The organism is Curtobacterium sp. PhB128 (genome assembly GCF_004340725.1).
Taxonomy (GTDB): Bacteria; Actinomycetota; Actinomycetes; order Actinomycetales; family Microbacteriaceae; genus Curtobacterium.
On sequence record NZ_SLUR01000006.1, the window covers coordinates 121,242 to 138,472 of the forward strand.

Annotated in this window: 22 protein-coding genes; 7 read left to right on the top strand and 15 right to left on the bottom strand. The window is 70.1% G+C overall.

What is annotated here, in order from left to right:
• Nucleotides 1-100: 100 nt before the first annotated feature.
• From ccsB to EDF23_RS11955, 6 genes are all read right to left on the bottom strand, one after another.
• Nucleotides 101-1,129, bottom strand: coding sequence for a c-type cytochrome biogenesis protein CcsB (ccsB, locus tag EDF23_RS11930; RefSeq protein ID WP_123938775.1), 1,029 nt, complete (start codon nt 1,127-1,129; stop codon nt 101-103).
• Between the two features lie 5 nt (nt 1,130-1,134).
• Nucleotides 1,135-2,844, bottom strand: coding sequence for a cytochrome c biogenesis protein ResB (locus tag EDF23_RS11935; RefSeq protein WP_243648904.1), 1,710 nt, complete (start codon nt 2,842-2,844; stop codon nt 1,135-1,137).
• On the bottom strand, nt 2,828-3,526 hold the full coding sequence (locus tag EDF23_RS11940) for a cytochrome c biogenesis protein CcdA (RefSeq protein WP_123292336.1): 699 nt from the start codon (nt 3,524-3,526) through the stop codon (nt 2,828-2,830). The genes EDF23_RS11935 and EDF23_RS11940 overlap by 17 nt, the downstream gene beginning before the upstream one ends.
• 45 nt (nt 3,527-3,571) lie before the next feature.
• Nucleotides 3,572-4,192: a TlpA disulfide reductase family protein gene (locus EDF23_RS11945; protein ID WP_131879308.1), complete on the bottom strand. Its 621-nt coding sequence runs from the start codon at nt 4,190-4,192 to the stop codon at nt 3,572-3,574.
• Nucleotides 4,189-4,845, bottom strand: a complete 657-nt coding sequence (locus tag EDF23_RS11950; RefSeq protein ID WP_123292091.1) for a histidine phosphatase family protein — start codon at nt 4,843-4,845, stop codon at nt 4,189-4,191. The genes EDF23_RS11945 and EDF23_RS11950 overlap by 4 nt, the downstream gene beginning before the upstream one ends.
• A 68-nt stretch (nt 4,846-4,913) precedes the next feature.
• On the bottom strand, nt 4,914-6,404 hold the full coding sequence (locus EDF23_RS11955; protein ID WP_131879310.1) for a SulP family inorganic anion transporter: 1,491 nt from the start codon (nt 6,402-6,404) through the stop codon (nt 4,914-4,916).
• Nucleotides 6,405-6,473: 69 nt separating this feature from the next.
• On the opposite strand from EDF23_RS11955, the gene EDF23_RS11960 reads away from it, so the two are divergent.
• A complete protein-coding gene (locus EDF23_RS11960) occupies nt 6,474-6,848 on the top strand; it encodes a MerR family transcriptional regulator (RefSeq protein ID WP_111084475.1) in 375 nt (124 codons plus the stop codon).
• On the opposite strand, the gene EDF23_RS11965 is transcribed toward EDF23_RS11960, so the two are convergent.
• Nucleotides 6,825-7,028 carry a hypothetical protein gene (locus EDF23_RS11965; RefSeq protein ID WP_132084018.1) on the bottom strand — a complete coding sequence of 68 codons (204 nt, stop codon included), beginning with the start codon at nt 7,026-7,028 and terminating at the stop codon, nt 6,825-6,827. The genes EDF23_RS11960 and EDF23_RS11965 overlap by 24 nt on opposite strands.
• Nucleotides 7,018-7,371: a hypothetical protein gene (locus EDF23_RS11970; RefSeq protein WP_131879312.1), complete on the bottom strand. Its 354-nt coding sequence runs from the start codon at nt 7,369-7,371 to the stop codon at nt 7,018-7,020. The genes EDF23_RS11965 and EDF23_RS11970 overlap by 11 nt, the downstream gene beginning before the upstream one ends.
• A gap of 173 nt (nt 7,372-7,544) precedes the next feature.
• Between EDF23_RS11970 and aspS the strand changes: the two genes are divergently transcribed.
• On the top strand, nt 7,545-8,885 hold the full coding sequence (gene aspS, locus EDF23_RS11975) for an aspartate--tRNA(Asn) ligase (RefSeq protein WP_131921758.1): 1,341 nt from the start codon (nt 7,545-7,547) through the stop codon (nt 8,883-8,885).
• Between the two features lie 133 nt (nt 8,886-9,018).
• Here aspS and EDF23_RS11980 read toward each other — a convergent pair whose 3' ends face one another.
• The 5 genes from EDF23_RS11980 to EDF23_RS12000 form a co-directional block, all read right to left on the bottom strand.
• Nucleotides 9,019-9,312 (bottom strand): Dabb family protein, encoded by a 294-nt coding sequence (locus EDF23_RS11980; RefSeq protein WP_123292087.1) that lies wholly within the window; start codon nt 9,310-9,312, stop codon nt 9,019-9,021.
• Nucleotides 9,309-9,563: a glutaredoxin family protein gene (locus EDF23_RS11985; protein WP_123338836.1), complete on the bottom strand. Its 255-nt coding sequence runs from the start codon at nt 9,561-9,563 to the stop codon at nt 9,309-9,311. Before EDF23_RS11985 ends, EDF23_RS11980 begins: the two co-directional genes overlap by 4 nt.
• Before the next feature lie 84 nt (nt 9,564-9,647).
• Nucleotides 9,648-9,746: an AURKAIP1/COX24 domain-containing protein gene (locus EDF23_RS11990; RefSeq protein WP_003792170.1), complete on the bottom strand. Its 99-nt coding sequence runs from the start codon at nt 9,744-9,746 to the stop codon at nt 9,648-9,650.
• A gap of 128 nt (nt 9,747-9,874) precedes the next feature.
• Entirely contained in the window at nt 9,875-10,069 is a 195-nt protein-coding gene (locus EDF23_RS11995; protein WP_022902482.1) for a helix-turn-helix domain-containing protein, read from the bottom strand.
• Nucleotides 10,070-10,169: 100 nt separating this feature from the next.
• Complete coding sequence (locus tag EDF23_RS12000) at nt 10,170-10,685, bottom strand: metalloregulator ArsR/SmtB family transcription factor (RefSeq protein WP_123292085.1); 516 nt, start codon at nt 10,683-10,685, stop codon at nt 10,170-10,172.
• Between the two features lie 74 nt (nt 10,686-10,759).
• Here EDF23_RS12000 and EDF23_RS12005 point away from each other — a divergent pair, with 74 nt between their 5' ends.
• Nucleotides 10,760-12,193: a potassium transporter TrkG gene (locus EDF23_RS12005; RefSeq protein ID WP_131921759.1), complete on the top strand. Its 1,434-nt coding sequence runs from the start codon at nt 10,760-10,762 to the stop codon at nt 12,191-12,193.
• 22 nt (nt 12,194-12,215) lie between these two features.
• Nucleotides 12,216-12,881, top strand: a complete 666-nt coding sequence (locus EDF23_RS12010) for a TrkA family potassium uptake protein (RefSeq protein WP_111084290.1) — start codon at nt 12,216-12,218, stop codon at nt 12,879-12,881.
• A 12-nt stretch (nt 12,882-12,893) separates the two neighbouring features.
• Here EDF23_RS12010 and proC read toward each other — a convergent pair whose 3' ends face one another.
• Nucleotides 12,894-13,724, bottom strand: coding sequence for a pyrroline-5-carboxylate reductase (proC, locus tag EDF23_RS12015; RefSeq protein WP_131921760.1), 831 nt, complete (start codon nt 13,722-13,724; stop codon nt 12,894-12,896).
• A 64-nt stretch (nt 13,725-13,788) separates the two neighbouring features.
• Between proC and EDF23_RS12020 the strand changes: the two genes are divergently transcribed.
• Nucleotides 13,789-14,745, top strand: coding sequence for a cation diffusion facilitator family transporter (locus EDF23_RS12020; protein WP_123292082.1), 957 nt, complete (start codon nt 13,789-13,791; stop codon nt 14,743-14,745).
• Here EDF23_RS12020 and EDF23_RS12025 read toward each other — a convergent pair.
• Entirely contained in the window at nt 14,726-15,160 is a 435-nt protein-coding gene (locus EDF23_RS12025) for a nucleoside deaminase (protein WP_123938773.1), read from the bottom strand. The genes EDF23_RS12020 and EDF23_RS12025 overlap by 20 nt on opposite strands.
• Nucleotides 15,161-15,236: 76 nt before the next feature.
• On the opposite strand from EDF23_RS12025, the gene upp reads away from it, so the two are divergent.
• A complete protein-coding gene (upp, locus tag EDF23_RS12030; RefSeq protein ID WP_111084293.1) occupies nt 15,237-15,872 on the top strand; it encodes a uracil phosphoribosyltransferase in 636 nt (211 codons plus the stop codon).
• 497 nt (nt 15,873-16,369) lie between these two features.
• Nucleotides 16,370-17,140, top strand: a complete 771-nt coding sequence (locus EDF23_RS12035) for a winged helix-turn-helix domain-containing protein (protein ID WP_123292081.1) — start codon at nt 16,370-16,372, stop codon at nt 17,138-17,140.
• The last annotated feature ends 91 nt before the right edge of the window (nt 17,141-17,231 follow it).

The following is a 17,231-nucleotide window of genomic DNA, read 5'->3' on the forward strand; positions in this document are numbered from 1 at the left end:
CACGCGACCGGACGACGGACGGGAGGCACGGTGCCAGCTGGCACCGTGCCTCCCGTCCGGTCCTGGTCGCGACCAGAGCCGCGTCAGTGACGCGCGTCGCTCACAGGCCCGAGTAGCTGTGCAGGCCCTTGAAGAAGACGTTCACGACCGAGAAGTTGAACATCACGGCGGCGAAGCCGATGAGCGCCAGCCACGACGACCGCGCACCGCGCCAGCCGCGGGTCGCACGGGCGTGGATGTACCCGGCGTAGACGACCCAGATGATGAAGGTCCAGACCTCCTTGGTGTCCCAGCCCCAGTACCGGCCCCAGGCACGCTCCGCCCAGACCGCACCGGCGATCAGGGTGAAGGTCCAGAGGACGAAGCCGACGAGCAGGACGCGGTAGGTCAGGACCTCGAGGCGGTCGGCGTCCGGCAGGGTCGCCATGAAGCGGAGCTTGCCCGAGGCGGTCCGGCCCTGGCGGTACGTCTGCACGAGCTGCGCCACCGCGAGCCCCGCACCGAGCGCGAAGAACCCGGTGCCGGCGATCGCCACGAAGACGTGGATGACGAGCCAGTACGACTGCAGCGCCGGCTGCAGCGGCACGACGGGCACCCAGTAGTTCACCGTCGCGATGCCGAGCAGGATGATCGTCAGCCCGGTGATGAAGACGCCGAGGAACTTCAGGTTCTGCCAGAACTGCACGAGCAGGAAGATGAGCGTGATGAGCGCCGTGCCGGTGAGCGAGAACTCGAACATGTTGCCCCACGGCACACGGTCGGCCGCGATGCCGCGCAGGACCACCGATGCGACGTGCAGCACCAGCGCGAGGATCGTCATGGCCATGCCGACGCGCTCGAACTTCGTGCCGCGCGCGGCCGAGCCGCCGGCGTTCGCCGGGGGTGCCGCGACCGGTTCGAGCACGACGGTGCCGCCCCGGACGGTGGCGACGGTCTTCGCCGAGCGGGCCGCGCCCACCGAGGCGGTCGCCGCAGCGTCGTCCGAGTCCGCACCAGCGTTCTTCGCCGCTGCCGTCACCTCGCCGGAGCGTTTCGCCATGTCCAGCGCGAACGAGATGAACGCGATGACGTAGACCGCCATCGCGGAGTACGTCAGCACGACCGAGTAGGTCGCGAGGTTCGTGGTCATGTCGTTCACTGGGGCATCCTAACTCCGAGGTCCGACGTGTGGCGCTGTGCGATGTCCGCGACGGCCCGTTCGAGGTTGGGGTCCTCACCGCGGGCGAGGCCCGCGTACTCCAAGTCGTACTCGCCGTGCTCTGCGCCGTTGCGGGGGACGACCTTCACCCACACGCGTCGGCGCGGGACGAAGAGCGACGTGAGCAGCCCGAGCGTCGAGAGCAGCGCGAAGGCGGCGACCCACGCCTGCGACGGGTCGTGGTGCACGTCGAGCGACACGTAGCGCTTGACGCCGTCGAAGGTGATCGACCCGGCACCGTTCGGCAGCTTCTTGGTCTGCCCGGGCTCGAGCGCGATGCTCGCCGTGTCGGACTGACGGCCGGCGATCTGCGTGAGGCCCTTGGTGTCGAGCGTGTAGACGCTCTGCGGCACGCCGCTGTCGAGGCCGAGGTCGCCGGTGTAGACCTGCAGCGTCAGCAGCGGGTTCTGCGTGTCCGGGTAGGTGCTCGTGTACGCACCCGAGGCGAGCTTCGACGCCGTCGGGTAGAAGAACCCGACCATGCCGAGCTGGTCCGGCAGCGCGTCCGGCACCTTGATGACGCCGGTGGACGTGTAGTTGGCGTCCTCGGGCAGGAACGGCACGACGTCCTGGAACGCCACGTTGCCCTCGCCGTCGCGCACCGTGACGTTCATCGCGTAGCCGTTGCCGAGCAGGTAGACGTTGGTGCCGCCCACGTGCAGCGGGTCGTTCACGCCCAGGCGGCTGGTCGTCGACTCGCCGCCCTTCTCCTTGCTCGTCACGGTCGCCGAGTAGTCGAGCGCCTGGCCGAGGGCGTCGAGGTTGCGCTCCTCGTACTTCGTGACGAACTTGTCGAGCGTCAGGTTGTAGCCCTTGAGGTCGGTCTGCTGGAACCAGCGACCCGGGTTGAACGAGTCGTAGGAGCCGAGGACGTTCGAGAACGTCTGCCCCTCGACCAGCAGCCGCTGGCCGGTGAACCCGAACCCGCCGCCGACACCGACGGCCAGCAGGACACCGACGAGCGCCGCGTGGAACACCAGGTTGCCGGTCTCGCGCAGGTAGCCGCGCTCCGCGCTCACCGAGTCGCCGAAGCGCTCGACGCGGTACCCGGAGCGCTTCAGGATCGTCATCGCGCGCGTGACCGCGTGCTCGCTGGACGGGAGGCCCGTGGTCACGTCGATCCCGGTGGTGCCGTCGATCATCGCGTCGGGCTGCACCGCCACGGTGCGGAAGCCCGCCAGTCGCGTCAGGCGGACGGGGGTCCGGGGCGGACGTGTCCGGAGCGCCTGCCAGTGGTGCTTCGTGCGCGGCACGATGCAGCCGATCAGGGAGACGAACAGCAGCAGGTAGATCGCCGAGAACCACACCGACGTGTAGGTGTCGAAGACCTGCAGCTTGTCGAGGATCGGGTAGAGCGTGGCGTGGTCGGCCTTGTACTGGACGACACCGTTCGGGTCGGCGGTACGCTGCGGCACGAGCGAGCCCGGGATCGCCGCGAGGGCGAGCAGCATGAGCAGGAACAGCGCGGTGCGCATGCTCGTGAGCTGTCGCCAGAAGAACCGGAGCGTGCCGACGAAGCCGAGCTTCGGCTGGTTGATGCCGGCGTCGCCGGGTCCGGAGCCGTCGACGTGGTCGGACGGTCGCTGCGGGTCCGACGCGGTGTCGGCGCCCGTCGCTTCGGTTTCGGGATCAGACCGCGGGGACAAAGCTCTGGATCACCGCCCCGACGCTCGACATGACGGCCGACCAGATTCCGGTGACCATGAGCAGACCGATGACGATCAGGATCGCTCCTCCGATGATGTTGACGGTGCGCATGTGCCGCTTCACGGCGCGGATCGCACCGGTCGCCCAGCCGGCCCCGAGGGCGACGAGGACGAACGGGATGCCGAGGCCCAGGCAGTACGCGACGCCGAGCCACATGCCCTGCCAGGCACTGCCCGACTGCACGCTGAGCAGGTTGATGGCGGCGAGGGTCGGGCCGAGGCACGGGGTCCAGCCGAGGCCGAACACGATGCCGAGCAGCGGGGCGCCGACGAGTCCGGTCGCGGGTGTCCAGCTCGGCTTGATGGTGCGCTGCATGAACGTGAACCGGCCGACGAACACCAGCCCCATCGCGATGACGACGACGCCCAGGATCTGCGTGATGAGGTCGCGCCAGCGCACGAGCCAGAACCCGAGCGCGCCGAACACCGTCGTGTACGCGACGAAGACCGCCGTGAAGCCGAGGATGAACAGGAGCACGCCGAGCACGACCCGCCCGCGGCGCTGCCCGCCCTCGGCGATCCCACCGACGTACCCGAGGTAGCCGGGCACGAGCGGGAGCACGCACGGAGACAGGAACGAGACGAGTCCCGCGAGCGCCGCCACTGGCAGCGCGACGGCCATCTGGCCGCTCAGGATCGCCTCGGCGAAGGGGTTGGAGGCCACGGGTCAGGAGGCCTTGCCGGCGTCGACTTCGTCGCTGATCAGGGTCTTCAGGATGCTCGTGCCGTCGACGGCGCCGAGCACCCGGGCAGCCACGCGGCCCTTGGTGTCGAGGACGATCGTGGCCGGCACGGCGTTCGGGGCGATCTGACCGGACAGGGCGAGCTGCATCGTGCCGGTCTTCTGGTCGAGGACGGTCGGGTAGTCGACGCCGAAGGTGCGCTCGAAGGCGGCTGCGGTCGCTGCCTCGTCGCGGACGTTGACGCCGATGAACGCGACGTCGTCGGCACCGGCGTAGGACTCGTGCACCTCGTTGAGGTACTTCGCCTCGGCGCGGCACGGCGGGCAGCTCGCGTACCAGAAGTTCAGGACGACGACCTTGCCCTTGAGGTCCTTCGACGAGACGGTGTCGCCGTCGGAGTCCTTCGCCTCGAAGTCGACCGCATCGGACCGCTTGTCGGCGGTGACCTCGGTCACCGCGCCGTCGCCGGAGATGTAGTTCTGGGTGGTGCCGTTGCCGTACTGCTTGGCGAGGCCACCGTTGTCCGACGAGCACCCGGACAGGAGGAGCGCCGCGGCGACCGCCGTCGCTGCGAGGACCGCGAACCGCTTGCTGATGACGCTCACACTGCTCCTTCGTCGATGGCGGTCGCGCGCAGCTCCTGCGCGGGATCCGTGTACCCGACCTCGGTGAACCGACCGGTCGACGTGGCGGGCACCCGTTCGACGGTCGTGATGCTCGACAGGTCGCAGCGGCGCTTGCGTGGGTCGTGCCAGAGCGACTCCCCCGCGAGCTTCCGGTGGACCGTCCAGATCGGCAGCTGGTGGCTGACCAGGACGACGTCGCCGCCGTCCACGCTCTCCCACGCCGTGGTCATCGCGGCGAGCATGCGGTTCGCGATCGACTCGTACGCCTCGCCCCAGCTCGGCCGGAACGGGTTCGCGATCCAGGGCCACTCCGCCGGACGGCCGAGCGAACGCTTCGTGAAGCCCGGGGGCTGCCCCTCGTACCGGTTCGTCGGCTCGATGAGGCGCTCGTCCAGCGTGACGTCGAGCCCGTACGCGGCCGACCACGGCGCCGCGGACTCCTGCGTGCGCTGCAGCGGCGAGGCGACGATCCGGCGCACGTCGACACCGGCGTCCTTCCACGCGGTCGCCGAGGCGAGGGCCATCTGCTTGCCGAGGTCGCTCAGTCCGAAGCCCGGGAGCCGCCCGTACAGGACGCGGTCGGGGTTGTGCACCTCACCGTGCCGGACGAGGTGGAGTCGGGTGGCGGGCATGGGTTCCAGTGTAGGTCGCCCACCGGTGCTCACCGGCCCCACAGCCGATTCACCGGATGCGGAAGCGCTCAGCCGAGCTCGCCCGACAACCGCCCGTGGATGGCCACCGACCCGGTGTTGAGGCCCACGACCTCGACCGTGGACCCGTGCTTGGCGAACCGCTGCTCGACGCCGTCCAGTGCCGCGACCGTCGAGGCGTCGAAGACGTGCGCGTCGGACAGGTCGATGACCACGTGCTCCGGGTCCTCGGCGTAGGAGAACCGCGTGACGAGGTCGTTCGACGACGCGAAGAACAGGGCGCCGCGCACCCGGTACCGCACGGTGTGCTCGTCGACCGGCTCGCGGACGACGGTGACGACGTGGGCCGCCCGGCGAGCGAAGACCAGTGCTGCGACGACGACCCCGACGAGCACGCCGGTCGCGAGGTTCTCGGTCACGACGACCACCACGACGGTGATGAGCATGACGGCGGTCTCCCCGAGGGGCATCCGCCGCAGGGTGCGCGGACGGATGCTGTGCCAGTCGAAGGTCGCCACGCACACCATGAGCATCACGGCGGTCAGCGCGGCCATCGGGATCTCGGCCACGAGGTCGTGCAGCACGATCGTCAGGACGAGCACGGAAGCACCGGCGACGAAGGTCGAGATCCGGGTCCGTGCGCCCGCGGTCTTCACGTTGATGACCGTCTGGCCGATCATCGCGCAACCACCCGTCCCGCCGAAGAACGCCGACGCGATGTTGGCGACGCCCTGCCCCCAGGACTCCCGCCACTTGCTCGAGCCGGTCTCGGTGATGGAGTCGACGAGCTGCGCGGTCAACAGGGTCTCGATGAGGCCGACGATCGCGACACCGAACGCGTACGGCGCGATGATCTGCAGCGTCTCGAAGGAGAACGGCGTGACGATGCCGTTGAACCCGGGCAGTGCGGTGGGCAGTTCGCCCTCGTCGCCGACCGTGGGGACGACGACGCTGAAGAGCATGGTGATGCCGGTGATCACGACGACCGCGATGAGCGGCGCGGGGACGGCCTTGGTCAGGAACGGGAAGCCGACGATGATCGCGATGCCGAGGGCGGTGAGCGGCCAGACGACGAACGGGACGTCGGGGCCGAGCAGGTTGGGCAGCTGCGCGGTGAAGATGAGGATGGCCAACGCGTTGACGAACGCCACGTTGACACTGCGCGGGATGAAGCGCATCAGGCGCGCGACCCCGAGGAACCCGAGCACGAGCTGGAACACGCCACCGAGGACGATCGCGGGCACGAGGTACTCGATGCCGTGTTCGCGGACGAGCGGCGCGATGACCAGGGCCACCGAACCGGCCGCGGCGGACACCATCGCCGGACGACCGCCGACGATCGAGATGACGACGGCGATGATGACGCTCGAGAACAGGCCGACCGCGGGGTCGACCCCGGCGACGACGGAGAACGAGATCGCCTCGGGGATGAGCGCGAGCGCGGTGACGACACCGGCGAGGACCTCGCGGGTGAGCATGCGGGGTGAGCGGAGGGCGGTGAGGACGCTCGGGGCCGCCGGCGCGTGTGTGATCACGGACATCGATCGGAACTCTACCCTCACGTGAGGGTAGAGTTGTGCACCGTGAGCACCACCGACACCCCGGACACGATGCACATCGGCGAGCTGGCGGACCGTGCCGGCATGTCCCTGCGGACGATCCGCCACTACGACGAGGTCGGGCTGCTCGTGCCGAGCGGCCGCACTACGGGCGGGTTCCGGGTCTACACCGCGCAGGACCTGGACCGGCTGCTCGTGATCCGCCGCATGAAGCCACTCGGGTTCACGCTCGACGAGATGGCGGACCTGCTGCGGGTCGTCGATGCGCTGGCGGCGAAGGACCCCGACGACGAGCCCGCGCTGGCTGCACGCCTCGACGAGTACCTCGACGATGCCCGGGCCCGGCACGCCAAGCTCGTCGAGCGCGCCGGCATGGCCGAGGAGTTCATCGGCACCCTGGGGTCACTCCGCGCTTCGCTCCCCTGAGCGCTCGTACCGCGCGAGCCATCGCCGCTCAGCCTCGGCTGCTTCTTCCGGGGAGTACTCCAGACGTGCCTCCACCCGCTCGAACATGGCGATCATCTTCCGCGCCTTCCGCTTCGGGTACGCGTCGAGGATGACCTGGTTGAGCCGGACCTGCGCACGCCGGCGTTCCTCACCGGTCATGTGCATGAACATGCGTTGCATCGCGTTCCTCTTCTCCGAGTGTTCGTACCAGGACACTCACACCTGGATCGTCGACCCGTCCATGAATCTGCATGTCGTACATCGCGCCCGCGACCATCCGTCCGATCTCGGCCTTGCCGACGTCGTCGGACGACACCATCTCCGCTGCCCAGACAACCTGTTGCCAGACGTACGCTCGCTCGATCGCACGGTGCTCTCGCCGCCACCGCATGAACGACCAGACCGTTGCCGTCGTGGTGCCTCCGAGCGCCAACAACGACGCGACGATCGTCGCGATCGCCGCAGGCGGCCAGGTCGCGAGCTCCCCCGTCCCCGTCCCCACCCGGTCCCCCTCTCGTCTCGCGACCCGGCCACGTCGAGAACGCTACGGACCCACGCGACGCCCCACGGGCCTCCCGGTCCGACCTGTGGACGACGCCGGAAGCGGGCCGCCCTGTGGAGGAGGACACCCTGCGGACCGACGCCGCCGGACGCAGACGGTTAGACTCGACCACCGTGATCGAACGCACCCGCATCGCCGACCTCGCTGCCCTCCCCGACGGCCCCGTCTCCGTGGCCGGATGGGTCGAGACCGTCCGAGACCAGAAGAAGGTGCAGTTCGTCGTCCTCCGCGACGAATCCGGCGCCGTCCAGCTCGTGAACCCCGCCACGCGCGAGGCCGAGGACGGTGACGACGCCGCCCAGGCCGCGCTTGCCACCACCACCGAGATCTCGGCCCTCGCCCACGGCACCTTCATCCACGCCACCGGCACCCTGAAGCACGACGAGCGCGTCAAGCTCGGCGGGCTCGAGGTCAAGGTCGGCACGCTCGAGGTGGTGAGCGCCGCGATCCCGGAGACCCCGATCGCCGACGACTCGTCGCTCGACAAGCGGCTCGACTGGCGCTTCCTCGACCTGCGCAACCGCAAGCAGAACCTCATCTTCCGCATCCAGACGACCCTGGAGCACGCGTTCCGCACCTACTGGGTGGACCGCGACTACATCGAGATCCACACCCCGAAGCTGATGGCGTCGGCGTCCGAGTCGCGCGCCGAGCTCTTCCAGCTCGAGTACTTCGAGACGACCGCCTACCTGGCGCAGTCGCCGCAGAACTTCAAGCAGATGGCCCAGCCGGCCGGCTTCGGCGCCGTGTTCGAGATCGCCGACGCGTTCCGCGCGGACCCCTCCTTCACGAGCCGCCACGCGACCGAGTTCACGAGCGTCGACGCCGAGTTCTCGTGGATCGAGTCCCACGAGGACGTCATGGCGATGCACGAAGAGGTCCTGGTCGCAGGCATCACCGCGGTCAAGGAAAAGTACGGCAAGGACATCCAGGAGGCCTTCGGCTTCGAGCTGCAGGTCCCCGCGACGCCGTTCCCCCGCGTGACCCTGGCCGAGGCCCGGAAGATCGTGGCCGACAGCGGCCACGACGTCGTCCGTGCCGACGGCGACCTGGACCCCGAGGGCGAGCGCCGCGTTGCCGCCTGGGCGAAGGAGTACCACGGTTCGGAGTTCGTGTTCGTCACCGAGTACGACGCGTCGATCCGGCCGTACTACCACATGCGGAAGCCCGGCGACCCGTCGCTCACGAACAGCTACGACCTCATCTTCAACGGCGCGGAGATCTCCACGGGCGCACAGCGCGAGCACCGCGTCGACGTGCTCGAGGCGCAGGCCGTCGAGAAGGGCCTCGACCCCGAGGAGCTCGGCTGGTACCTCGACTTCTTCCGCTACGGCGTGCCGCCGCACGGTGGGTTCGGCATGGGCCTTGCGCGCGTGCTCATGCTCATGTTGGGTGAGCCGTCCATCCGCGAGGTCACGTACCTCTTCCGTGGACCGACGCGCCTGACGCCGTAGTCACGTCGCGCGGCGCCGCGCGCGAGCGCACATGGTGAACAGGAATGGTCGCCTCCCGATGCGGGAGGCGACCATTTCTGCTCACGAAGCGCCGCAGCGCACGCAGCGCCGGGGGCGGGACGGGAGGCCCGGCTCAGCTCTGCCAGTCGATGGCAGCCCGCCCCGTGACCAGTCCACGGATCTCGGCTGCGGCAGCCTGGTGGTCCGGGTGCACCTGGTACTCGTCGAGTCCGGCGAGGTCGTCGAACGACGCGACGACGGCGACGTCGCTGTTCTTCTCCGGGTAGGCGACGTTCTCGACGACCTCGAGCGAACGGATCGACCCGATGGTGCCGGTCAGGCCGGTCAGGAGTTCGCGGATCCGGGCGATGGTCGCGGCGCGGTCGAGGTCTTCGCGCAGGGTCCAGGCGACGACGTGGGAGATCATGCGGGGGAACCGGCCTTCTCGAGGGCACGTGCGAGCCGGTCGGCGTCGACGTGCCAGTTGCTGTGGACGCGCCCGTCGACCAGCACGACGGGGATGTCCTCCGCGTACTCCTGGCGGAGGGCGTCGTCGTCGAGGATCGAGCGTTCCTGCAGGGTCACGCCGGGGTGTTCGGCGACGACGCGTTCGACCACGGGCCGTGCGTCGTCGCAGAGGTGGCATCCGGGCTTCGTCAGGAACGTCACTGCGGGCATGGCTCCAGCGTAGCCCGCGGTCCGCGTCCCCTGGGGAATGCGAAAGCCCCGGCGAACCGGGGCTTGACGCTGCAGGCTCGGGGCCTACTTCTTGTTGCGACGCTGGTGGCGCGTCTTGCGAAGCAGCTTGCGGTGCTTCTTCTTCGCCATGCGCTTGCGACGCTTCTTGATGACAGAACCCATGTGGACCTCGCTCGGACTGTGCTGATGTATCGGACACCGGGCCGTCGAGACCGCGGAAAATCAACCCGGCCGAGTCTACCGGAGGGCTGACGCGATGTCGAACGCGCCCGGAACGGACGGGTGTGCGCTCAGCCGACGTCTGCGATGCCGCCGCGCAGCACGTCGGCGACGGCTGACTCGGGGACACGGAAGGACCGGCCGAAACGGATGGCGGGGAGCTCACCGGCGTGGACCATGCGGTACACGGTCATCTTCGAGACACGCATCATCTCGGCGACCTCAGCGACGGTGAGGAAGCGCACGTCGTCGAAACTGCCGGTCATGATCCGCCTTCGGTGGCTCGCACGCGATCCGCGCACGGGTTTGGTGTGACCTGTGTGGTCACTGGCAACTGTAGAGGCGCGTGCGACCCAGTGTCCAGGCTCAGTCTTCGTCGCCGCGGCGGGTGAAGCGCTTGCGGCTGCGGTCGACGACACGCTCCCAGCCCTGCTGCGCACCGGAGATCGCCGCGGTGGCCCGGTAGGACGCCTCGGCCATGACACGTCCGAGCTCGGTCCCGACCTCGACGGTGGTCTTGCCGGCAGCACCGTTCCGGCGGACGGACACGGGCTGACCGTCGGGGGTCCAGGCCGTGGTCGCGGGCATGCCGTCGGCGTCGACCGCGCCGGTGAACGGCAGGACCCAGTCCTCCAGCGACACGAGCGGTTCCGGGTCGAGCCGGTAGAAGCGGTGCTGCCCTTCTTCGCGGCTGGTGACGAGTCCGATGTCGCGCAGGACCCGGAGGTGCTTCGACACCGTCGGCTGGCTGACGCCCAGTCGTTCGACCAGTTGCCCGACGCTGAGTTCCCCGCCGGTGACGTCCGATCCGTACGCGGCGAGGAGGGTCCCGAGCAGCTCGCGCCTCGTGGGGTCCGCCACGACGGAGAAGATGTCGGCCATGCGGGCAAGGCTAGCCGGGGCACCACGGATGTACCATGACGAACCGTCCCGGCCCATGTCCTCGGAGGCATACGATGCTCGACCGTACCGAGCCGCACCTGCGGCACGCGGCCGTCACCCGACGGCGGGGCGGACGGATCGCGACGGTCCTGCGCTCGTCGCCGTCGCGTCTGGCGATCCTGGTCTTCGTCGCCCTCATCTTCGTGTTCACGACGCTGTTCATGACCCCGTGGGCGGCGGCCGACGGGACCGGCACACACTTCTCCGACGCGCTGTTCACGGCGGCCTCGGTGGTCTGCGTCACGGGCCTCGCGACCGTCGACATGGCCACGCACTGGTCGGTGTTCGGCAAGGTCCTCGTGGTGATCGGGACGCAGATCGGTGCGGTGGGCGTCCTGACCTTCGCGTCGATCCTCGGGCTCTTCGTGACCCGCAAGCTCGGGCTCCGCGCGAAGCTGATGGCCGCTGGCGACTCGAACCCGCTCCGCACCCACCACGGGGCGGTCCCCGAGGGGCAGGCCGTCCGCCTCGGCGAGGTCGGCACCCTGCTCGCCACGGTCGCGGTGAGCACCCTGTCGATCGAGATCGTCCTCGGCCTGCTGCTGCTGCCGTCCGTGCTGATCGCCGGCATCCCGTTCTGGACCGCGGTCGGCGACTCCTTCTACTACGCGGCCATGGCGTTCACGAACACCGGCTTCTCACCGAACGCGGACGGCCTCGACCCGTTCGCCCACGACTACTGGTTCCTGACGCTCCTGATGATCGGTGTCGTCGCGGGGTCGATCGGCTTCCCGGTCATCCGCACCCTGACGAAGCAGCTCCGCACGCCGCGCCGCTGGCCCATCCACGTCAAGCTCACGCTGGCCACGAGCGCCGTCCTGCTCATCGGCGGTGCGATCGTCTACACCGCGCTCGAGGCGTCGAACCCGACGACCTTCGGCGAGGAAGGGGCCGGCCGGACCGCGTTCCAGGCCCTCTTCCTGTCGACGATGACCCGGTCCGGTGGCTTCTCGCTCGTCGACTTCGACCAGCTGAACGGCTCGAGCCTGCTCGTCACCGACATGCTCATGTTCATCGGCGGCGGGTCGGCCTCGACCGCCGGCGGCATCAAGGTCACGACGCTCGCCGTGCTGTTCCTCGCCGCGGTCGCCGAGGCCCGGGGGCGGCAGAGCATGGAGGCGTTCGGCCGCCGCATCCCGAGCGACGTGCTGCGGGTCGCGGTCGCCATCGTGCTCTGGGGGGCGACGATCGTGGCCGTCGCGACCGTGGTGCTCCTGCAGATCACGGACGATTCGCTCGACCGTGTCCTGTTCGAGGTGATCTCGGCGTTCTCCACCAGTGGGCTGTCCTCGGGTGTCTCCGCGAACCTGCCCGAGTCCGGCAAGTACGTCCTGGCCGCCACCATGTTCCTCGGCCGGGTCGGTACAGTGACCATCGCCGCAGCCCTGGCCGCGAGTCAGAGCCGGCAACTGTTCCGCCGTCCCGAGGAGAGGCCGATCGTTGGCTGACCGAACCCGTCCCCCGCACCCGATGGGTGCGATCAGTCACGACGCACCCGTGCTCGTCATCGGCCTCGGCCGGTTCGGCGCCGCCACCGCCGGTCAGCTCGAACGGCAGGACCGCGAGGTGCTGGTCGTCGACACCGACCCGGGCCTGGTGCAGAAGTGGTCGGACCGGGTCACGCACGCCGTGCAGGCCGATGCGACCGACATCGACGCCCTGCGCCAGATCGGTGCGCAGGACTTCGCGATCGCGGTCGTCGGCACGGGCAGCGACCTGGAGTCGAGCGTGCTGATCACCGCGAACCTGGTCGACCTCGGCATCCCGCAGATCTGGGCGAAGGCCATCAGCCGGTCGCACGGCACGATCCTGTCCCGCATCGGCGCGAACCACGTCGTCTACCCGGAGCGCGAGGCCGGCGAGCGCACGGCGCACCTGGTGTCCGGGCGCATGCTCGACTTCATCGAGTTCGACGACGACTTCGCGGTGGTGAAGATGTTCCCGCCGCGGGCGGTGCGCGGCAAGGACCTCGCGACCACGGTGATCCGCACGCGGTTCGGCCTGACGGTGCTCGGCATCAAGCCGCCGGGCAGCCCGTTCGTGCCTGCGACGCCGGAGAGCATCATCGGCGAGAACGACGTGATCATCGTCTCGGGGTCCGAGACGGACCTGGAGCGCTTCGCCGCCTACGAGTAGTCCCGACCGCGGCTACGACGCCGCGATCTCCTCCGCGCGAGCGATCGCCGCGCGCGACGCGCGCAGGAACGTGTCGGCCAGGTCGGCGTCCTGCAGCACCGCGACGGCCCGCTCGGTGGTGCCCTTCGGGCTCGTGACGGCACGCCGCAGGTCTGCGGGTCCGCGATCCGACCGGTCGAGCAGCTCGACGGCACCCCGGAGCGTGCCCTGCACCATCGCGGCCGCCTGGTCCGGGGTGAAGCCGAGCGCCTCGGCGGCGCGCTGCCACTCCTCGACGAGCAGGAAGACGTAGGCCGGGCCCGAGCCGGACACCGCCGACAGAGCGTCGAGCTGCGCCTCGGGCACCTCGAGCACCCGACCTGACGCCGTGAACACCGACGACGCGAGCGCGACGGCCTCGGCGTCCGCCGAGGCCCCGGCGCTGATCCCGGTGACGCCGTGGCCGACGCCGATCGGCGTGTTCGGCAGTGCTCGGACGACGCGGACCCCGGCCGGCACCCGCGCCTCCATGCTCGCGGTGGTGGTGCCGACCGCGACGCTGACCAGCACCGCACCGGGCTCCAGGTCGGCGGCGACCTCGTCGAGCAGATCCGCGATCACGTACGGCTTCACGCCGACGACGACGAGTGCCGCGCCACGGACGGCCGAGCGGTTCGCGTCGGGGTCGGTGTCGCTCGCGGTGGCGTCGAGCCCGCGCTCCCGGTGGGCGGCCGCCGACGCCTCGGACTTCGTCGTGAGGGTCACGGTCGCCGGGTCGAGTCCGGCGGCGAGCAGGCCGTCGAGGACCGAGCCGGACATGGAGCCGACGCCGAGCAGGGCGGTACGGGGCAGGTCGATCGTCATGCTCCCGACCCTACCGACCGGCCTCGCCTAGGATCGTCTTCCAGATCGGGAGAAGGGGACAGCTGTGAGCGCTTCAGGAGGCACGAAGGCGATCCTCGCCGCACTCGGTGCGAACGTCGGCATCGCGATCGTGAAGTTCGTCGCGGCGGCGATCAGCGGGTCCGCGTCGATGCTGGCCGAGGGCGTGCACTCCCTGGCCGACTCCGCGAACCAGCTCCTCCTGCTGCTCGGTGGTCGCCGGGCGCGCCGCGCCGCCGACGAGGAGCACCCGTTCGGCTACGGCCGCGAGCGCTACGTCTACGCCTTCGTCGTCTCGATCATCCTGTTCTCCGTCGGCGGCGTCTTCTCGCTCTACGAGGGCATCGAGAAGCTCGCCCACCCGCACCCGCTCGAGAACTGGTGGCTGCCGCTCGTCGTGCTCGTCATCGCGATCGGGCTCGAGGGCTTCTCGCTCCGCACCGCGCTGAAGGAGGCCCGGCCGCAGAAGGGCACGCTCAGCTGGGTCCAGTTCGTCCGCCGCGCCAAGGCCCCGGAGCTGCCCGTCGTCATGCTCGAGGACACCGCGGCACTGCTCGGCCTGGTGTTCGCACTCTTCGGCGTCGGGCTGACCGCGATCACCGGCAACGGCGTCTTCGACGCGATCGGCACGATCTTCATCGCCGCCCTGCTCATCGCCGTCGCGGTCGTCCTGGGCATCGAGACGAAGAGCCTCCTCGTCGGGGAAGGCGCGACCGCCGCCGACGTCGAGCGGATCAAGCACGCGGTGCTCGACGGCCCGGAGGTCGACTCGATCATCCACATCAAGACCCTGTACCTGGGCCCGGACGAGCTGATGGTCGGCGTGAAGGTCGCCGTCGACGGCGACCGCCGCCTGGGGGACGTCGCCGCGGGCATCGACACGGTCGAGCAGCGGGTGCGCTCCGCGGTGCCGATCGCCCGGGTCATCTACGTCGAGCCCGACGTGCTCCGCACCGGTCCGCGCCCGCCGACCGAGGCGATCGTCATCCTCGCCGCTGACTGAAGAACGCGTCGAGCAGCGCGGCGCACTCGCGTTCGAGCACGCCGCCGACGACCTCGGAGCGGTGCGGCAGCCGACGGTCCCTGGCGATGTCGTAGACGCTGCCGGTCGCGCCCGCCTTCGGGTCCCAGGCGCCGAACACGACCCGCGGCACGCGTGCGGCCAGGATCGCCCCGGCGCACATCGGGCACGGTTCGAGGGTCACGACGAGCGTGTGCTCGTCGAGGTGCCAGTCCCCCGTGACCGCGGCGGCCGCGCGGAGCGCGAGCACCTCGGCGTGGGCGGTCGGGTCCTGCAGCGCCTCGCGCTCGTTCCGGCCGACGGCGACGACGACGCCGTCGCGGTCGAGCACCACCGCGCCCACGGGCACGTCGCCGGTCGCCAGGCAGGCCCGGGCCTCGTCGAGCGCGCGCTCCATCGCCGGGACGAACGGACGGGCAGCGGGCGCTTCCACGGGACCTCCAGGTGGTCGGCAGCACGGTAGGCTCGACCCTATGCGAGTCCACGTCGCCGACCACCCGCTCATCACCCACAAGCTCTCGGTGCTCCGCGACCGGACCACACCCTCCCCCACGTTCCGCGCCCTGACCGAAGAGCTCGTCACGCTCCTCGCGTACGAGGCCACGCGGAACGTCCGGGTCACCGCGACGCCCATCGACACCCCCGTGGCGCACACCATGGGCGTCTCGATCGCCAAGCCGCGTCCGCTCGTCGTCCCGATCCTGCGTGCCGGCCTCGGCATGCTCGAGGGCATGGTCAAGCTCGTGCCGACGGCCGAGGTCGGGTTCCTCGGCATGGCCCGCAACGAGGAGACGCTCGAGCCGCAGACCTACGCCGAGCGCCTGCCCGACGACCTGTCCGGCCGTCAGTGCTTCGTGCTCGACCCGATGCTGGCCACCGGCGGGACCCTCGCCGCTGCCATCGACTTCCTGTTCGCCCGCGGTGCCGAGGAGATCACCTGCGTGTGCATCCTCGGTGCGCCGGAGGGGCTCGCCATGGTCGAAGAGGCCGTCGGCGACCGCAACGTCTCGATCGTCCTCGGCGCCCTCGACGAGAAGCTCGACGAGAACGGGTACATCGTCCCCGGTCTCGGCGACGCCGGCGACCGCCTCTACGGTCTGGCCGAGTAGGCAGTCGACGTCACCGACGATCGACGGGAGGCCCGTGGCGACACCGCCACGGGCCTCCCGTCGTCCGTCAGCCCGGTCCACCGCGACCGGTGCGCGGAACGCACCGTCTGCTCGGACGGTTGACACCACCTTGGTATACCGCCGATACTCGTCCCATGACTGCAACCGTGTCCACCCGCGTCCTCTCCGAGGTCCAGGGGACTGCCGGCATGATGATGCCGGTCGCCGTCATGCGTTGTCGAATGTGTGCCTGATCGGCACCCGTTCCAGCCGGATCCCCCGCGACACCACCCCGGTCGCGAGCGTGTGATCCCCGGGTGACGGACACCGTCGGCGACGCGCACCACGTCACGAGGTCTGTCTCCCGTTCCCCCGGGTCCGCCCCGGTCCGCAGCAGGACCGCAGGGCACATCGGCATCCAGCCGTACCCGGGTCGACGCATTCGACACCGCCGCCAGCGCCACACGCGCACCGGCCACATCGCCCGGAGAACCACCATGTCGCTCACCATCGCCCAGCCCCGCACCGCGCTCCGCACCGCCGCTCCGGCGCCGACCGACCTCGGGACGGTCACCCCGATCCGTCCGCGTCCCGCGACGCCGGCCACGACCGGGCAGACGAGCGTGCCGACCAGCCCGGTCGTCGCACCGCAGCGCAACCGCTCCCTGCCCGAGGGCACCGAGGCCCGTGGCTTCGCGCTCTACGTCGGGATCGACGAGGCGAAGGCGGCAGCGGCCGGTACGACGCTCGCAGCCGTCGTCGAGCAGCTGAAGGCACTGACCGCGCAGCTGGTGCCGAACTCGGAGACCTACGCTGCCGTCGCTGTCGCCGCGGAGCAGTCCGGTGGCCGTGACGTCGACGTCGTCCGACTGGCCCTGCAGGACCGGTCCGCGGTCGCCGCCCGCAAGCAGGCCGAGAAGCCCGAGCCGGAGGAGACCGGGGTCGTCATCGACATCTCCCGCAAGCGCGTCACGCTCGACGGCGACGCGGCTCCCCTGACCTACAAGGAGTTCGAACTCCTGCAGTTCCTGGTGCTGCGCGAGGGCCAGACGGTGGACCGCTCGGCCATCATCGACGGCCTGTGGTCCGACGGCGAGGACGAGACCCCGAACGAGCGCACCATCGACGTGCACGTGCGTCGTCTCCGCTCCAAGCTCGGCGCGTTCGAGGAGATCGTCCGCACCGTCCGCGGCGTGGGCTACCGGTTCGACCGGCACGCCGACGTGGCCGTCCGCTACGCCTCGACGCCGTCGCCCGACCTCTTCTGATCCTGATCGGTCGCTCTTGGTGAACTCGCAGCGAACGACGCACGCGGAGGCTAGCGCGCCGTTACCGCTTCGTTATACAGTCGGTGGTGCA